Raw genomic sequence first — 18519 nt, forward strand, 5'->3', positions numbered from 1 at the left:
TGTCAATGTTACTTGACAGACCTGTAAACTGTTGAAAGGAATCAAAATGACAAATAAAAATGCCTACGCCCAGTCGGGCGTTGACGTCGAAGCTGGATATGAAGTTGTCGAACGCATCAAGAAGCACGTGGCTCGGACAGAACGCTTGGGTGTGATGGGAGCCCTCGGTGGTTTTGGCGGGATGTTTGATCTGACCAAACTGGATGTCAAAGAGCCAGTCTTGGTATCAGGGACAGACGGCGTCGGCACCAAGCTCATGTTGGCGATTCAGTACGACAAGCACGACACCATTGGTCAGGACTGCGTGGCTATGTGTGTCAACGACATCATCGCTGCAGGTGCGGAGCCACTTTACTTCCTCGACTACATCGCGACAGGAAAAAATGAACCAGCCAAGCTGGAGCAGGTGGTGGCCGGTGTGGCTGAAGGCTGTGTCCAAGCTGGTTGCGGCCTGATTGGCGGTGAAACGGCTGAAATGCCTGGTATGTACGGAGAGGATGACTATGACCTGGCTGGCTTTGCCGTCGGCATTGCGGAGAAGTCCCAGATTATCGACGGCAGTAAGGTCCAGGAGGGCGACATTCTCCTCGGCCTAGCTTCCAGCGGCATCCACTCCAACGGCTATTCTTTGGTCCGACGCGTTTTTGCAGATGTTTCTGGCGACGTTCTGTTGCCAGAGCTCAATGGCAGAGCTCTGAAGGATGTCCTCTTAGAGCCGACACGCATCTATGTCCAGCAGGTATTGCCTTTAGTAAAAGCAGGGCTGGTCAATGGTATTGCCCATATCACAGGCGGTGGTTTCATCGAAAATATTCCCCGTATGTTTGCTGATAATCTCGCAGCTGAGATTGAAGAAGATAAGATTCCAGTCCTTCCAATCTTTACAGCTCTTGAAAAATACGGCCAAATCAAACATGAAGAAATGTTTGAAATTTTCAACATGGGTATCGGTTTAGTTCTGGCTGTCAGTCCAGACAAGGTTGACAGTGTCTGTCAACTAGTTGACGAGGAAGTTTACACCATTGGTCGCATCATCGCCAAGGAAGATAAGAGTGTGGTCATCAAATGAAAAGAATAGCAGTGTTTGCATCAGGCAATGGCTCCAATTTTCAAGTCATCGCAGAGCAGTTTGAAGTAGCTTTTGTCTTTTCAGACCGTAGAAACACCTATGTCTTGGAACGAGCTGAAAAACTAGGGGTGCCTGCCTTTGCTTTTGAATTAAAAGAGTTTGCAGATAAGCAGGCCTACGAAGAAGCTATCATCCAACTGCTAGACCAATACCAGATTGACTTGGTGGTATTGGCGGGGTATATGAAGATTGTGGGGCCGACCTTGCTGGCTCAGTACGAAGGTCGGATTATCAACATCCACCCAGCCTACTTGCCAGAATTTCCAGGAGCCCATGGGATTGAAGATGCCTGGCAGGCAGGCGTATCTGAAAGTGGCGTAACAGTCCACTGGGTTGACAGTGGCGTTGACACAGGCCAAATTATCCAGCAAGTCCGAGTACCCAGACTGGTCGATGACACTTTGGAAAACTTTGAAGCCAGAATACATGAAGCGGAATACCAACTTTATCCAGCGGTCTTGGAGGAGTTGGGGGCAGTGAGGAGAGATTATGAATAATAGTTTTAATAATTGGAATAACAATGCTGGTGGAGATATTAATATTCAAATCAATCAAAATCAGCCGGAAACAATTGCTACTTATGAGCCTGAGCCAATTTGGAGAAGTCCTATTACAATGGCGGTCCTATCATGGTTGGGTTTCTTTGGCTCGTTAGGGAGCATATTTTCGATATTCAAAGTTTTCGAACCTGTCCTAAAATGGTTGAATGGTAAACAAGAAGAAATCGGAAATAATCAAACTTACATGTTCGTCTTTATTGGATTTTTTTTAATTACAATAATTATTTTCTCGCTACGATCGATTACTAGTAAACAGACTAGATATCCTTTGATGTTTAATTATGCAATTAGTGGTGGTGGGAAAAGGCTCACTCTTGAAAAGATAAAAATTGATAACTGCCCAATCTGTAATGGAAAAATGAAGTTTTTTAATAAGCCTATTGAATTTAAAGAGATAACTTATTCTGACGGTAAGACAAAGACTGAAGTAATTAAAAGAACACCTGCTCTGCAGTGTATAAGAAATCCGGAACATTGGTTTAAAGTAGATCCTGCTGAAGATAAAATATAGTGAAGGAGAAATCATGACAAAACGTGCGTTAATTAGCGTATCAGACAAGGCGGGCATTGTGGAGTTTGCCCAGGAATTGACCAAACTTGGTTGGGAAATCATCTCGACAGGAGGTACAAAGGTTGCCTTGGATCAGGCTGGTGTAACTACTATCGCCATTGACGATGTGACAGGTTTTCCTGAGATGATGGACGGTCGTGTCAAGACTCTTCATCCGAAAATACACGGTGGTTTGCTGGCTCGTCGGGATTTGGACAGCCACCTACAAGCAGCCAGCGACCATGAAATCGGCTTGATTGACTTGGTGGTGGTCAACCTTTATCCCTTCAAAGAGACTATTTTACGTCCAGATGTGACCTATGATTTGGCGGTGGAGAATATTGACATCGGTGGTCCCTCTATGCTTCGTTCGGCAGCTAAGAACCACGCCAGCGTGACCGTTGTGGTGAATCCGGCAGATTATCCGACGGTTTTAGGGGAAATTGCAGAGCAGGGACAGACGACCTACTCAACGCGTCAGCGATTGGCTGCCAAGGTTTTCCGTCACACCGCAGCCTACGATGCCTTGATTGCAGATTACTTCACCAAGCAAGTTGGTGAAGAAAAGCCTGAAAAACTTACCATTACCTACGACCTCAATCAGCCTATGCGTTACGGAGAAAATCCTCAACAGAATGCGGATTTCTACCAAAATGCCCTACCAACAGACTATTCTATTGCCTCTGCCAAGCAGTTAAATGGTAAGGAGCTGTCTTTCAACAATATTCGTGATGCGGATGCGGCTATTCGGATTATCCGTGATTTCAAGGACCGTCCAACTGTTGTGGCTCTTAAACATATGAATCCTTGTGGTATCGGACAAGCAGATACTATTGAAAAGGCGTGGGATTATGCTTATGAGGCTGATCCAGTGTCGATTTTCGGAGGCATTGTCGTGCTGAACAGGGAAGTGGATGCTGCGACGGCTGAAAAGATGCACCCGATTTTCTTAGAAATCATCATCGCACCGAGTTACTCGGCAGAAGCGCTAGCTATTTTGACCAATAAAAAGAAAAATCTTCGGATTTTGGAATTGGCCTTTGATGCACAGGATGCGAGCGAAGTTGAAAAAGAGTTCACAGGCATTGTCGGCGGGCTCTTGGTGCAGGATCAGGACGTGGTGGTGGAAAGCCCAACGGACTGGCAGGTGGTGACCGAGCGTCAACCGTCTGAGCAAGAATGGGCGGCCATGGAGTTCGCTTGGAAGTCCTCCAAGTACGTCAAGTCCAACGGCATCATCATCACCAATGACAAGATGACTTTGGGCGTGGGACCGGGGCAAACCAACCGTGTAGCGTCCGTCCGTATCGCCATCGAGCAAGCCAAGGACCGTTTGGAAGGAGCCGTTTTGGCGTCGGATGCCTTCTTCCCATTCGCTGATAATGTGGAAGAAATCGCTGCGGCAGGAATCAAGGCTATCATTCAGCCGGGTGGCTCTGTCCGTGACCAAGACTCCATTGACATGGCCAACAAGTATGGCTTGACCATGGTCTTTACAGGAGTCAGACATTTTAGACATTGAGAAATTTGGAATAAGTATAGCACCCCAGCTGGAGAAGTTGGGGTGGTTTTTATAAAAATTCTTTATTAGATTTATTTTGGTTACTTATCATTTTATGTTAGAATAAAACTAGATATTGGTTGATCATTTTTTATAGTTAAGGGGAAGGTATGTTATTATTCTCAACAATTTTAAATATTGATGAATCTTTAACTCACGATAAATTTATTGAGTTAGTGATTAAATGGAATCAAGGTAGCCCCCATACAGATAATGTTATTTCAGGGATTAATTGGTGTGGAGAGCGAAATATTAAATTCACCGACAAAAATTTATGGCTAGATATTCAGGAGTATCGGAATAAGAATATAATTGCAGTTCGTTTTGAAAAAAATGAAAATGGAATTATATGGGATACTGACTATGTTATGAATTTTGATACGATGAAAATGTCGGTTATTCTTGATAGAAGTTTCACAGATAGTGCAGAAGAGATTACCTATTCTTTTGCGACCCCGTATTTTATAACTCTGTTAATTAGAGAGGGGTATTTAAAAGATGATAAGGAATTAAAAATAAGTGATGTTCCAATTGAAATCACTGAAAAAAATATTCAAGACTTAGCTTCAATCATTAATGGTGATTCTGATTTTAGACTCCCAGTTGTGTATGTTTCAAAAACAAGTAGCAATCAATTTCCGTTGGATGTTTGTAAATTAGCTCGAACACTAAAAGGAGTTGCACATGTTTTTGTTCAAAATACAACTAGTACTAATTCGCAATTAAGAGAGCTATGCAATGGTAAGAATGATTATTTGGGAGCTGTGGGGATTTATTTTCCAAACCAAGTAATTCCAAATAAGCGCTTCATATATAGCAGCTATCAAAATGGAAATATTTCGCTCCGTAATAGAATAGTAAATTCAGTTCTAAATTACCATAATACATTGAAAATCGATGTATTGTCAACCTGGCAAGGTGTCAATAATGCGTTGTTATATGATAAGTTGCAAAGTCAAAAACAAAAAAGAAATGCGGCGTTAATAGAGAAAAAAGATACCGAATCAATACTAGAAGAGTTTGATGAAGAATTGAAGGCATTAGAATTAAAAGTTAGTGAATTGACTCAGCGGAACGACAGATTAATTTTTGAAAATCAAAGTTTAAAAGCGAAGGTCGGTTTACAATCAGGAACTTCTGTAATTGATATGGGAGCTGAGGAGGAATTTTTTGTAGATGAGGTAAAAGAGTTTATTTTATCAGTATTGAATAGTAATTTAGATAAAATGAATCCAGATTCCAGACGGTTTACAATTATATCTGATATTGTTGCTTCGAATAATTTTCAAGCATTATTGGAAGAAAAAAGTAATACTGTTAAGGATTTACTAAGTAACTATACAGGAATGACTACAAAATTAAGAAATTCTTTAAAAAATTTAGGATTTGATATACGAGAAGAAGGGAAACATTATAAGTTAATCTATTTTGGAGATAATCGCTATACGTTTACAATTGCAAAAACACCTAGTGATAAAGGCAGAGCTGGAAAAAACAATGTTTCTACGATTAACAAAAAAATTTTTTAATATCAATTTATAGGCTCGTTGAAAGCGAGTCTTTTTGATTTCCCTTTAATAAAAATGCAAAAATACCTGATTTATTTGGAATTTCGGGCTAGTTTCTTTTTGTAACAAATATAACGAATTAGTGACAAATGTGTTGGTGAGATGTCAAAAAATGTCGAGTCTAAGTCAGAAACTACAGTTGGGTTAAATCAGGCTAGAAAGCATTGAATTTCAGGAAAGTTTCAGTTACTATTAGAACCATCAAACAGAAAAGAAGGTTTCGATATGAAATGGAATAAACGAATTTTTTTAGCATCAACAATGGCTTTGACTATGTTCTCGAGTCAAGTGAAGGCCGACACCTTGAATTGGACGCCACGTTCGGTAGATGAGATTTCAGCTGATATTATTGCAAGTGGTAGTAAGGAAACCTACACCATTCAGTACGGAGATACGCTGAGTACAATTGCGAATGCGATGGCGATTGATATGGAAGTGTTAGCCAAAGTTAATCAAATTACGAACCTAGACTTGATTTTCCCAGATACTGTATTGACGACGACCTTAGATGCCAATCATCAGGTTACAGAGATTGAAATTGTGACGCCTGCGCCAGAAAATCCGCAGGAAACCGTTGAAGCGACGGTTGATTTGCAAATGAATGAGGTTGTTATTGAAAGCAAGTCTAATGAAGTGGTTGTTGAAAATAAGACAGTTGATTTGAATCAAGTAGAAGTGACAACGGATGCGAGCGAAGAAGAGGCTGCAGAGCCAAGTTCAACGGAAGCACCGACGGTAGAGACTGCAACAGAAGAGCAAGAAGCTTCTGTGGAGACTCCTGTTGCTCAAGTAGCTCCCGCCACTGAAGAGCGCGCGCCGGCTACTGTTGCATCGACTGATAGCCTTACTTCACAAGAAGCAGCAACGACATCGTCATCTACTTCGACAGCAACTGCAACAAATACAATCATCAGTTCAAGCGCTGAAAATGCAGGTTTGCAAGCGCACGTCATTGCTTATAAAGATGAAGTGAAGGCTCTCTTTGGGCTGACTACTGTTGGTGGTTACCGAGCTGGTGATTCTGGAGACCATGGTTCAGGTTTGGCCCTTGATTTTATGGTTCCCGAGAGTTCAAGCCTTGGAGATCAGATTGCTGAGTATAGTATTGCCAATATGGCTTCGAAGAAAATTTCCTATATCATTTGGAAGCAGCGTTTTTACTCACCATTTGCCAGCATTTATGGTCCTGCCTATACCTGGAATTTGATGCCTGATCGTGGTAGCATCACAGAAAATCACTATGACCACGTCCATGTTTCCTTTAATCAATAATCAAAAAAGCTCCAATGGAGCTTTTTGTTATGGGTAAATGTATCCTGTGACACCATCAGCAACAGGATTGAACCAACCACGGTAGTCGTTGATATTTTGGTTGTAATTGTAATTTGATTCCCTAACTCGAATGCGCGTTGTACTAGAAACTTCTGTTACGACCGCTACGTGTCCATAACCCCCTCCAGTCCAGACAGCGATAGCACCAACACGTGGTGTTGTACCAGTCTGAAATCCAGCATTTCTAGCTGAAGAAAGCCATTGTTTCGCATTTCCCCAATAGTTGCCAACCCAAGGAGCAAGTTGCTTCGCCCCCCAGGTACACTGCCCCACAGGATATTTGTTTGGGGTACTTACAGTTGTTGTTTGGGGTTGATTTAACTGGAATGTACTTGTACCGACACAAACGTTTCCTTGATAGACATGAACATGGTAGTTACCATAACCAGTATGACTTGAAGTGGGAACAGAGTATGTGTAAGTTCCATTTGCTGATTTGGATGGAGAATACCACTTAAGGTCGTCTTGTCCATTAATCCCAGACCAAACAGCGAATCTCAATTTTTCAGGATTATTGACATTTGTAATATTGATAGAGATGGCGGAAGATGAGGTTTTAGTGCCAATGTTTACTCTTGAATAGGCTTGGGAAAGATTGATGGAATCTGCATGGTAAACAACCCTACTACCATCGGTATAGGTGACATAGACATGGTTGTGATATGTACCGCGTAGTGAAGAATGGTCGTTAAAATCAATCTTAGATTTATAATTTCCAGATTCGAAGGTAGCTGTTCTCCATTTTAGATTACTTTGATTGTTGGTAGACCAAGTTGCGACAACTACTTTTTGAATCTTTTTAGAAAATTCTTTTTCACTAACAGTTACTGTATAGGTTCCCTTTGTTGAATCAATCGAATCAATGGTAACACTTGGTTGATCAATAATAGGAAGCTCTGAAGGTTGAACAGAAAATGTTGCTGCCGCAATATATTTTTTATTTTGTTCGTTAGTTGGTTTTCCATACAAATGGAAGCTATATGTGCCAGCATCAAAGTTGTGGTCTTTTAAACGAATTCTAGTTACATACTTTCCTAAACTATTTTTTTCTAGTTTATACCATTTAAGGTCATCTTGACCATTTGTTGAAGACCAAACAGGTAATTCAATATTTGTAAAGCTTGTTGGGATATTGGCAACTTCAACATCCAAATATCCTTTCTGAACAGCTAGTATGGAAATTGTTGGAAGTAATAAATCGGATGTTTGAACTTCATGAATTTTTTCTCCTTGAAATACAAGGCTACTTGAGGGAGAATCCTTTGAGTACAGATGGATGTTCAGATTTCCAGCTTGTTGATGATGGTCGGAAAGATTAATGGATTGAGTGATAGTTGTTCTTCCTTGTGTAATGATGGAATACCATTTGATATCATCTTGGCCATTGAGGCTGGACCAAACAGGAATACGTATTTCATGAATAGTGCTCGGGATATTTGAAATGGTAATGTCTAAGCTACCTTTTCGGATGTTTTCCACTTGTATCACCGGAGCGCTGGTGGTTGCTGTGTTTTCAATCTGCCCGACTGTAGTTGCCGGGGTGCTTGTATCGCTAGTGGCATGGGCGACAGATACTGAAAGTAGACTGGCAGCTAGGATAGCTGTTGAACATAAAAATGATGTGTATTTTTTCATTTTTTTACCTCCTACCTAATTGTTCGGTAAAAATTGAGAAAAAATAAAAAAATCCAGGTAAATTAGGATAAACTGAATATTTTTGTTAAAATAAGAGTATAAAATCCGTTTTTGAGGTATGAAAAATGAAACTTTTGGTTGTTGGATCTGGTGGTCGTGAACACGCGATTGCAAAGAAATTGTTAGAGTCTGATCAGGTAGAACAGGTCTTTGTCGCTCCTGGAAATGAAGGAATGATTTTAGATGGTATTGACTTGGTCAATATCGGAATTTCCGAACATTCTGCATTAATCAACTTTGCTAAGGAAAATGACATTGCATGGACCTTTGTGGGACCAGACGATGCTTTAGCAGCAGGTATCGTTGATGATTTTGAACAGGCGGGACTAAAAGCTTTTGGTCCGAGTCGTCTAGCCGCGGAGCTGGAGTGGTCAAAAGACTTTGCCAAACAAATCATGGTCAAATACGGCATTCCAACAGCAGCCTTTGGCACATTTTCCAACTTCGAAGAAGCAAAAGCCTACATCGAAGAGCAGGGGGCTCCAATCGTGGTCAAGGCGGACGGTTTGGCCCTGGGCAAGGGCGTGGTCGTGGCGGAAACCGTCGAGCAGGCGGTCGAAGCAGCACGGGAGATGCTCTTGGACAACAAGTTCGGCGACTCAGGTGCCCGCGTGGTCATCGAGGAGTTCTTGGCGGGCGAGGAGTTTTCCCTCTTTGCCTTGGTCAATGGCGACCAGTTCTATATCCTGCCGACAGCCCAGGACCACAAGCGTGCCTTTGACGGCGACCAGGGGCCCAACACAGGCGGTATGGGGGCTTACGCTCCTGTTCCCCACCTGCCTCAAAGCGTGGTGGACACAGCGGTTGACACCATTGTCAAGCCTATTCTGGACGGCATGATTGCGGAAGGGCGGTCTTATATGGGCGTGCTCTATGCTGGTTTGATTCTGACCGACCAAGGTCCCAAGGTCATCGAGTTTAACGCCCGTTTTGGCGACCCAGAAACTCAGATTATCCTACCTCGCTTGACCTCTGACTTTGCTCAGAACATCGACGACATCCTCCACAAACGTCCGACTGAGCTGACTTGGCTGGAAAGCGGCGTGACGCTGGGCGTTGTCGTGGCTTCAAACGGTTACCCTCTGGACTACGAAAAAGGCGTAACCTTGCCAGCGAAGACTGAAGGCGATATCACGACCTACTATGCAGGGGCTCGTTTTGCGGAAAATAGCAGAGCACTGCTATCAAAAGGCGGTCGAGTTTATATGCTAGTCACCACAGCAGATACCGTCCAAGAAGCCCAAGAAAAAATTTACTCGGAGCTGAAGAAACAAGATACGACAGGCCTCTTTTATCGGACAGATATTGGAAGCAAGGCCGTGAAATAAGGGACAAAGAAAAGGAAAGACAAGCATGAATATTCCAATTTCCATCATCATGGGCTCTAGTTCTGACTGGAAAACCATGAAAAAAGCAGCCGAAGTGCTGGACAAATTTGGCGTAGCCTATGAAAAGAAAGTGGTCTCCGCTCATCGCACGCCAGACCTCATGTTCCGTCATGCCGAAGAGGCGCGTGGCCGTGGCATCAAGGTCATTATCGCAGGAGCGGGCGGTGCGGCTCATTTGCCAGGTATGGTAGCAGCCAAGACCACCCTGCCTGTCATCGGTGTCCCTGTCCAGTCCCGTGCCCTCAGCGGTGTGGATTCTCTCTATTCTATCGTGCAGATGCCGGGCGGTGTGCCTGTTGCGACTATGGCAATCGGTGAAGCAGGTGCGACCAATGCAGCTCTGACAGCTCTTCGCATTCTCTCTATTGAAGACCAAACCATTGCAGCTCAGCTGGCAGATTTTGCCAAGGAACAGGAAAAAATTGCGGAGGCGATGACAGATGACCTCATCTAAGACAATCGGAATTATCGGCGGCGGTCAGCTAGGGCAGATGATGGCCATTTCCGCTATTTACATGGGCCACAAGGTGATCACGCTGGATCCTGCAGCGGACTGCCCAGCCTCCAAGGTCAGCGAGGTCATCGTCGCTCCCTATCACGATGTAGCGGCTCTCAAACAGCTGGCGGAGCGGTGCGATGTCCTGACCTACGAGTTTGAAAATGTTGATGCCGACGGACTGGACGCGGTCATCAAGGACGGCCAGCTCCCTCAAGGGACAGACCTCCTCCGCATTTCCCAAAACCGCATTTTTGAGAAGGATTTTTTGGCCAAAAAAGCTGGCGTGCAAGTCGCCCCTTACAAAGTCGTCACATCTAGCCTAGACCTAGAAGGTCTGGACCTCAGCAAAAACTACGTCTTAAAAACAGCCACTGGGGGCTACGACGGACATGGCCAGAAGGTCATTCGAGAAGAGGCGGACTTGGTAGAGGCTAGTCAGTTAGCCAACTCTGCCGAGTGTGTTTTGGAAGAGTTTGTGAATTTTGACCTGGAAATCTCCGTCCTTGTGTCTGGGAATGGCTCCGACTATACCGTCTTTCCTGTGCAGGAAAATATCCACCGCAATAATATTCTTTACAAGACTATTGTGCCTGCCCGTATTTCAGATGAACTAGCTGAAAAAGCCAAAACCATGGCCCTGCAAATCGCAGACAAGCTCCATTTGGCAGGCACCTTCTGCGTTGAAATGTTTGTGGCAGGGCAAGACATTCTGGTCAATGAAATTGCTCCTCGACCACATAATTCGGGACATTATTCCATTGAAGCCTGTGATTTTTCACAGTTTGATACCCATATCCGAGGCATTTTAAGGGAGCCTCTACCTCCTATCCGCCTGCTCTCTCCAGCAGTTATGATTAACGTCCTCGGACAAGACATGGAAGCAGTCCAAACCTTTCTTCAAGAAAACCCTACCGCCCATCCCCACTTTTATGGTAAACTAGAAGCAAAGCACAATCGCAAAATGGGACACGTGACGGTGTTGGGGGATGACATCTACAGTGTTGAGGAGTTTTAAAAATATTTAGAAGAGGTAGCGATGAAAAATAAAACTTACTATGGAGAATATAGTTTATATCATTGGATGCAACTGATTTTAAAACAAAATATTGTGTTGCCAGACTACCAAAGACTGTTTGTGTGGAAAAAGGAAAAATCCAGCAAGTTAATTGAGAGTCTAAGAAATGGAGAGTTTGTACCACCGGTAACCATTGGAGCATATGATAATGGAGAAAAAACGCTAAATCTAATTTTAGATGGACAACAGCGTTTAACGAGTATCTTTTTGAGTTATCTAGGTGTTTTTCCAGATAAAGAAAAGTTTAAAAAGAAAATCGAGGCTATGGTTGACGAAAATGATTTGGACTATGAGGCAGAAGATTTTGATAATATATTAGAATGGACTTTCAAATTATTAACAGAAAAAGGAAATAATAGAGAAAAAATATTAGATAAGATTGCAGATGGAAATTACGAGCAAATTGATACAATTGACGAGGAGTTTTTAAAATCTCATTATTTAGGTTTTTCTTATTTGGTACCTCAAAAGGAAAGCTTCGAGAGGGATGAGGATTTTTTTTCAAAACAACAAAAATATTATTCATCTGTTTTCCGAAATATAAATATTCAAGGTGAGAGATTATTACCTCAAGAAAGTCGGAAGTCGCTATACTACTTAAAAGATGATCTTGCAGATTTTTTTGAGCCTAAATTTACTAATAAAATTACTGTTAAAGATGCTAAGATGGATTTTGTGAGATACATAGCCCTTATTTCACATCGAATAAAAAAAGATAATATAAATAGAGTTGGATATGGCTACGCTAGAAAAATGGAGGCTCTGTATGAGGAATTTATTTATTTCGTAGTTGACGGAGAGGGGGGAGAGACTTTCGCTGTGCTACCGAATTATGTGATGAGTGGTGAATATACTGAACAAGTTGAAAAAGCTGCTGAACTTTTTGAAACTATTCATAGCAAGATTGTTTTCAACTCGATAATTGATATGGATGTTGTTGCTTTTGGCTTGTTAGAATATATTATTTTTAAACAAAAAGAAATAGATAGGTCTAAAATTTCACACCTTATTTTAGATTTAGAGTTGGCGATAAAAAATTTCAAATCGGATAGTTTGCATGCTAGAAATCCAGGTGCGTTGAAGCATTTGAGAAGTAGAATGAGTAGCTCTGAAGGAATTTATAGAAAGTATCTACAATGAGTAAGCACGATAAGTTTATATTGACACCTATAACTTCTGTATTAGAAGAAGCAGTTGTAGCTAGTTACGGTATCGGTAAAGGTATTGAATCATATTCTATCAGTGACTATATTATGCAATCTTTATTTTTGAAGATGACTGGCTTTCAAGAGCAGAAGATGAAGTGTATTAGTTGGGAAATAGCGACAAATGATTTTGCCTATCGAAGAAGTCTTTTGGCAAATGATTACGGATTGGCGGAGCATTCAACATATAGAGCGAAAAATACAATTTTTCAAAAACTTCAAGAGAGCATTGCGAATATAAACAATGATATCGATTTCCATAAGTCAGTATTTGAAGTAATAAAAGAAGATTTTCTTGGAAAAGAAGATATTGATATTATCGAAGAAACAAGGATAGTATTAAAAGATGTATTTGGATCAGAATCAGATAAAGACAGGGTTAATGAGATATTTTTCCAACTAGCTAAAAAAAAATTATCCCAAAATACGAATAGTGAAGTTTTAGAAATAATAAAAGAGTTTCTGAGTGACTCTGATTTTTTATCATTAAACATTGAGTTAGAGAAAATAGAGCAACGAAAAAACACAGCTGATGAAATCTTCGAAACTTTAAAAAATGTAATAAAGGAATCAAAGTTTAATGAGTTATGTCGTAAATTGTTGAAAACATTCTTTCAAGAAAAATCCTTCGATGAAATAATAAAAATGCTTAAAGTTCTTCTTTCGGAGTCTGAGATTCATAAACTATATGCAAGCTTGGCAAAAAAGGAATTTAGGGACAGTACTGTGAATAAGATTATTGAAATATTTGCAGACACAAATCTAGCGGTTTGGAAGGAAAAAAACTTTGATTACTTTTATAATGAAGGTTCAAAAAAAATAATTTGTTTGAATCAACTCTTGCCTAAGCAAAAGAATAATTATTCTTTATTTGGAAATGTTTTAGTAGAAAAGTATGAAATTTTGTATAATCAACGAAATAGAATAGCACATAATGTAATATCTTATCAAGATAATTTACCTACCCTAAAGACTCTCCAATTAGAGACCGATGAGTCGAGAAATTATTTTGTATGGTTTGCGATATTAGTTTTAATTGACAAAATTTTTATGTCAACATATAGAGTTTATCAATTAGCTTTGGACGAAGATATATATTAAGGAGACAATATGATCAATCGTTATTCCCGCCCAGAGATGGCGGCTATTTGGAGTGAAGAGAACAAGTACAAGGCTTGGTTGGAGGTGGAAATCCTCGCAGATGAGGCTTGGGCTGAGTTGGGTGAGATTCCCAAGGAAGATGTGGCCTTGATTCGTGAGAAGGCGACTTTTGACATCGACCGCATTTTAGAAATCGAAGAGGAAACTCGTCACGATGTGGTGGCTTTCACGCGTGCGGTTTCGGAAAGTCTTGGTGAGGAACGCAAGTGGGTCCATTATGGTCTGACCTCGACCGACGTGGTGGATACGGCTTACGGCTATCTCTACAAGCAGGCCAACGACATCATCCGTCGTGACCTTGAAAACTTTACCAATATCATCGCTGACAAGGCTCGTGAGCACAAGTACACCATCATGATGGGGCGGACCCACGGTGTCCATGCGGAGCCAACGACCTTCGGTCTTAAATTAGCGACTTGGTATAGCGAAATGAAACGCAACATGGAGCGTTTTGATGTAGCAGCTAAGGGCGTTGAGGCTGGTAAAATTTCAGGTGCGGTTGGTAACTTTGCCAACATTCCTCCATTTGTGGAAGAGTATGTTTGTGGCAAATTGGGCATTCGTCCGCAGGAAATTTCTACCCAGGTTCTTCCTCGTGACCTCCACGCAGAATATTTCTCAGCCCTAGCCTTGATTGCAACGTCTATCGAGCGTATGGCGACAGAAATCCGTGGGCTACAAAAATCTGAACAACGCGAAGTCGAAGAGTATTTCGCCAAAGGCCAAAAAGGCAGCTCTGCTATGCCCCATAAACGCAACCCTATCGGCTCTGAAAACATGACCGGTCTGGCTCGAGTGGTGCGTGGTCACTTGGTGACGGCTTTTGAAAATGTGGCTCTCTGGCACGAACGCGATATTTCCCACTCGTCAGCGGAGCGGATTATCACGCCGGATACGACTATCCTCATCAACTACATGCTCAACCGTTTTGGTAATATCGTCAAGAACTTGACTGTTTTCCCAGAAAACATGATTCGCAACATGAACTCAACATTTGGTCTGATTTACAGCCAGCGTGTCATGCTTAGCTTGATTGAAAAAGGTATGACCCGTGAGGAAGCCTATGACTTGGTGCAACCAAAAACCGCACAGTCATGGGACAATCAAGTGGACTTCAAGCCTCTTCTTGAAGCAGATGAGCGTGTGACAGCCAAACTCAGTCAGGAAGAAATCGATGAACTCTTCAACCCAGACTACTATGCTAAGCGGGTTGATGACATCTTTGAACGACTTGGATTATAAAAAATTAAAATTCTTTGGATTTTCCAGAGAATTTTTTAGTTTCCCTTAAGTTTTGAGAGTTATACTCTATTTAAGCTAGAAATAGCAAAACTTTTACTGAATGATTTTCAGTATCGTCATCCGTAAGAGCTAAAGCTCAAACGGCTGGCATATCTTTTCACCTAAAGGTGTCCCTAGCTCTAAGTCGCAAGCGACAAGAGCTAGGTATCATATAATCTCCAGAAAACAGTCGGCAAAGTGAAGTCGGCTGTTTTTGTATAAAAAATCAAAAAAGTCTTGACCCACCCCTAGGGGAATGGTGTATGCTAGGACTATCAATATGTGTGGAGGACGGAGATGCAGGTCAAGGATGTGGAGAAGTTGACAGGCTTGTCAACCAAGGCGATACGCTTGTATGAAGAAAAGGGCTTGATTGAAGTGGCGAGAAATCCACTCAACGACTACCGTGATTATTCAGAGGAAAATGTGCAGCAACTCCGCTTGATTAAGTTGCTCCGCTATTTTGAGTTTTCCCTAGCAGAGATTCAAGGACTTCTAACCTTGTCGGAGGAGGAATTGCAATCAGCCCTGCGTGAGAAGCAGCAAGAAATCCACCAGCAAGTAGAGGAATTGGAGGACAAGGTTGACTTGCTTGGTCAGGTAGTCAAGAATCTGGGTAAGAAAGACGACTGGTTGGAAGAAGCACAGGACTCCATTGCTTTTGTGGAAAGCGGTGAATTCCAAGAATTAAAACAAGACCTAGAAGATGCCTTATTACCAAGCCTATGGGTGACCCTCTTGCAGACCATGATGCTATCAGGTCCGATCCTCTGGCTGTTTATCCGAATTCAAGAGGGCCGTCAGGAAAATCTTTTCCTACTAGCCGTGGTTTCCCTACTAGCAACTGCTTGGATAACGCTCCTCTGGCGAGACTACCTCGTGACTTGGTGGAAACATCGGGACAAGGTCCGCCAGAAGAACCGTAGTCAAGCCTGGTGGCTTCCAATCGGTCTAATTTCCCTTGTGGGTGGAATTAGCTACTTTATCTTCGTCGGCTGGCTGACAGAAACCTTCTTCCTGCCAAGCGACTGGCTCTTCTATGAGTATTCGATTGGTCTGGGCAAGGTTTCCATGGTATTTATTATGGCTTTTCTCGTTTTTCTTTTGGGAAAACTGGCGAGGCTGGTGAAGCTGCCTTGGAAATACGGCTGGGGTCTGGCAGGTGGCTGTATCTTGTTGACCGCTCTGCTCCTTTCCACCACAACAGTAGTGACAGATAGCCAGATTATTGACATCAATCTGTTGGCACCGTCCAAGGAATATCTTTACAGTGATGTAAAGTCAGTCTGGGCAGGATTTGGAACCAAGGTATTTACCTTGGATGAAGCTGAAAGACAGGGACAGTTTAGCTACCGTATTCAGCTTGACGGAAAAGAAATTGTGTTTATGCAGCCGACTGCCAATCAGGATTTAGTGCCAGCTGATACCTACATCGAACTAGAGGAATTTGATTACCGACTGATGAATCTGGGCATTCCAAAAGAAAGTTCAGCAGAAGGCAGTCGATACAACGATTTAGATGCGCACTATCTAGAGCGATTTTTGCGAATAGTGGAAAATAAATAAAATGAATTCTGTTTTAGTTTCTCTTAAGTTTGGCGCGCTATACTATATCCAAGCTAGAAATAGCAAAACTTTTACTGAATGAATTTCAGTATCGTCATCCGTAAGAGCTAAAGCTCAAACGGCTGGCATATCTTTTTCAGATAATCTCCTGAGAATACTGGACTCACTGAGTCTGGTATTTTCATTTTGTGCTATAATAGTCCCATGACTAGAATTTTAGATATGGAACAAATGCAGGACGAGGAATACGTTGAGCGTACCCTGCGTCCGCAGAAATTAAATGAATACATCGGTCAGGACAAGGTCAAGGACCAGCTGAAAATCTTTATCGAGGCGGCAAAACTCCGTGATGAAGCCTTGGACCATACCCTTCTTTTTGGTCCTCCGGGTCTGGGTAAGACCACCATGGCCTTTGTCATTGCCAACGAACTAGGCGTCAATATCAAGCAGACCAGTGGTCCTGTCATTGAAAAGGCAGGTGATTTGGTGGCCCTTCTCAATGATTTGGAGCCAGGGGATGTCCTCTTTATCGATGAAATCCACCGCATGCCCATGGCGGTTGAGGAGATTCTCTACTCTGCTATGGAAGATTTTTACATTGACATCATGATTGGAGCAGGAGAGGCCAGCCGCTCTGTGCATTTGGAGTTGCCGCCTTTTACCCTGATTGGAGCGACGACTCGTGCGGGTATGCTGTCCAATCCCCTGCGGGCCCGTTTTGGTATCACCGGGCACATGGAATACTACGAACTGGCTGATTTGACCGAGATTGTCGAGCGGACAGCGGATATCTTTGACATGGAGATTACCCATGAAGCAGCGATCGAGCTGGCCCGTCGCTCCCGTGGGACCCCTCGTATCGCCAACCGCCTGCTCAAGCGGGTGCGGGATTTTGCACAGATTATGGGCGACGGCTTGATTGACGATAGCATTACGGACAAGGCTTTGACCATGCTGGACGTGGACCGAGAGGGGCTGGACTACGTGGACCAGAAGATTCTCCGGACCATGATTGAGATGTACGGCGGCGGTCCTGTCGGCCTCAACACCCTGTCGGTCAATATCGCCGAGGAGCGTGAAACGGTGGAGGATATGTATGAGCCATACCTGATTCAGCAGGGCTTTCTCATGCGGACACGGACGGGGCGGGTTGCGACAGCCAAGGCCTACGAGCACTTGGGTTATCCCTATACGGAAAAATAATGGCAGAGCAGATGAGACAAGTAGCCAGTTTATTTGGAGCTTGGCCTGAGGCAATTATTTGGACCTGTTTAGAAGGCAGAATGGGACAGATTCATGTCGATAATACCCAGTTTCCCCAGTCAGCCCTAGCTCTCTATGGACGGCAGAGCTTCTTTGGTTTTTTGGCTGGAAAACCAAATGCGGACTTGCTAAAAATTTGTGAGAGAAAGGATATTATTTTAGTCCCTCAAAACCAAGCCTGGTCAGACTTGATAGAAGGGACTTACGGAGACAGAATCCGGTCCTTTACCCGTTATGCTACGAAAAAAGATACTAGTTTTGACCTTGGGCATTTGCAGAAACTGATTGATGCCCTACCTGGAGAGTTTGACCTGAAAGTGATTGACCGTAATCTGTATGATGCCTGTCAGGTGGAAGACTGGTCACGCGATTTGGTGGGCAATTATGCTGATGTGGAGCAGTTTTTAGACTTGGGTCTAGGCTATGTCGTCTTGCATAAGGAACAGGTGGTGTCAGGTGCCTCATCCTATGCCAGTTATTTAGGTGGGATTGAGATAGAAGTGGATACTAGGGAAGACTATCGAGGTTTGGGTTTAGCTAGAGCTTGTGCTGCTCAGTTAATCTTAGCTTGTTTAGACCGTAATCTCTATCCTAGCTGGGATGCCCATACTCTGACTTCCTTGAAACTGGCTGAAAAATTGGGTTACCAATTGGACAAGCCCTATCAAGCATATGAATGGAGATAA

Annotated in this window: 16 protein-coding genes; 15 read left to right on the forward strand and 1 reads right to left on the reverse strand. The window is 42.8% G+C overall.

What is annotated here, in order from left to right:
- Positions 1-46: 46 nt before the first annotated feature.
- The 6 genes from purM (at position 47) to JNG37_RS09075 (ending at position 6640) form a co-directional block, all read left to right on the forward strand.
- On the forward strand, positions 47-1069 hold the full coding sequence (gene purM, locus JNG37_RS09050) for a phosphoribosylformylglycinamidine cyclo-ligase (RefSeq protein WP_202848308.1): 1023 nt from the start codon (positions 47-49) through the stop codon (positions 1067-1069).
- Entirely contained in the window at positions 1066-1626 is a 561-nt protein-coding gene (gene purN, locus JNG37_RS09055) for a phosphoribosylglycinamide formyltransferase (RefSeq protein WP_202848309.1), read from the forward strand. Before purM ends, purN begins: the two co-directional genes overlap by 4 nt.
- Positions 1619-2200: a hypothetical protein gene (locus JNG37_RS09060; protein ID WP_014637258.1), complete on the forward strand. Its 582-nt coding sequence runs from the start codon at positions 1619-1621 to the stop codon at positions 2198-2200. The genes purN and JNG37_RS09060 overlap by 8 nt, the downstream gene beginning before the upstream one ends.
- 13 nt (positions 2201-2213) lie before the next feature.
- Positions 2214-3761 carry a bifunctional phosphoribosylaminoimidazolecarboxamide formyltransferase/IMP cyclohydrolase gene (gene purH, locus JNG37_RS09065; RefSeq protein ID WP_202848310.1) on the forward strand — a complete coding sequence of 516 codons (1548 nt, stop codon included), beginning with the start codon at positions 2214-2216 and terminating at the stop codon, positions 3759-3761.
- Between the two features lie 149 nt (positions 3762-3910).
- The gene (locus tag JNG37_RS09945; protein ID WP_238336317.1) at positions 3911-5329 is read left to right on the forward strand and encodes a hypothetical protein; all 1419 of its coding nucleotides are present in this window, start codon (positions 3911-3913) and stop codon (positions 5327-5329) included.
- A gap of 264 nt (positions 5330-5593) precedes the next feature.
- The gene (locus tag JNG37_RS09075; RefSeq protein WP_202848311.1) at positions 5594-6640 is read left to right on the forward strand and encodes a LysM peptidoglycan-binding domain-containing protein; all 1047 of its coding nucleotides are present in this window, start codon (positions 5594-5596) and stop codon (positions 6638-6640) included.
- A 27-nt stretch (positions 6641-6667) separates the two neighbouring features.
- On the opposite strand, the gene JNG37_RS09080 is transcribed toward JNG37_RS09075, so the two are convergent.
- A complete protein-coding gene (locus JNG37_RS09080; protein ID WP_202848312.1) occupies positions 6668-8335 on the reverse strand; it encodes a GBS Bsp-like repeat-containing protein in 1668 nt (555 codons plus the stop codon).
- 125 nt (positions 8336-8460) lie between these two features.
- Between JNG37_RS09080 and purD the strand changes: the two genes are divergently transcribed.
- From purD to JNG37_RS09125, 9 genes are all read left to right on the forward strand, one after another.
- On the forward strand, positions 8461-9723 hold the full coding sequence (purD, locus tag JNG37_RS09085; RefSeq protein WP_202848313.1) for a phosphoribosylamine--glycine ligase: 1263 nt from the start codon (positions 8461-8463) through the stop codon (positions 9721-9723).
- A gap of 25 nt (positions 9724-9748) precedes the next feature.
- Positions 9749-10237 (forward strand): 5-(carboxyamino)imidazole ribonucleotide mutase, encoded by a 489-nt coding sequence (gene purE / locus JNG37_RS09090; RefSeq protein WP_172017017.1) that lies wholly within the window; start codon positions 9749-9751, stop codon positions 10235-10237.
- A complete protein-coding gene (purK, locus tag JNG37_RS09095; RefSeq protein ID WP_202848314.1) occupies positions 10224-11297 on the forward strand; it encodes a 5-(carboxyamino)imidazole ribonucleotide synthase in 1074 nt (357 codons plus the stop codon). Before purE ends, purK begins: the two co-directional genes overlap by 14 nt.
- A gap of 21 nt (positions 11298-11318) precedes the next feature.
- Positions 11319-12497 carry a DUF262 domain-containing protein gene (locus JNG37_RS09100; protein WP_202848315.1) on the forward strand — a complete coding sequence of 393 codons (1179 nt, stop codon included), beginning with the start codon at positions 11319-11321 and terminating at the stop codon, positions 12495-12497.
- Positions 12494-13663, forward strand: coding sequence for a hypothetical protein (locus JNG37_RS09105; RefSeq protein WP_202848316.1), 1170 nt, complete (start codon positions 12494-12496; stop codon positions 13661-13663). Before JNG37_RS09100 ends, JNG37_RS09105 begins: the two co-directional genes overlap by 4 nt.
- 9 nt (positions 13664-13672) lie before the next feature.
- Positions 13673-14965, forward strand: coding sequence for an adenylosuccinate lyase (gene purB / locus JNG37_RS09110; RefSeq protein ID WP_202848317.1), 1293 nt, complete (start codon positions 13673-13675; stop codon positions 14963-14965).
- A gap of 336 nt (positions 14966-15301) precedes the next feature.
- Positions 15302-16570: a MerR family transcriptional regulator gene (locus JNG37_RS09115; protein ID WP_202848318.1), complete on the forward strand. Its 1269-nt coding sequence runs from the start codon at positions 15302-15304 to the stop codon at positions 16568-16570.
- A 204-nt stretch (positions 16571-16774) separates the two neighbouring features.
- Positions 16775-17773: a Holliday junction branch migration DNA helicase RuvB gene (gene ruvB / locus JNG37_RS09120; protein ID WP_202848319.1), complete on the forward strand. Its 999-nt coding sequence runs from the start codon at positions 16775-16777 to the stop codon at positions 17771-17773.
- The gene (locus JNG37_RS09125) at positions 17773-18519 is read left to right on the forward strand and encodes a GNAT family N-acetyltransferase (RefSeq protein WP_202848320.1); all 747 of its coding nucleotides are present in this window, start codon (positions 17773-17775) and stop codon (positions 18517-18519) included. The genes ruvB and JNG37_RS09125 overlap by 1 nt, the downstream gene beginning before the upstream one ends.

Source organism: Streptococcus suis (assembly GCF_016775005.1).
Taxonomy (GTDB): Bacteria; Bacillota; Bacilli; order Lactobacillales; family Streptococcaceae; genus Streptococcus; species Streptococcus suivaginalis.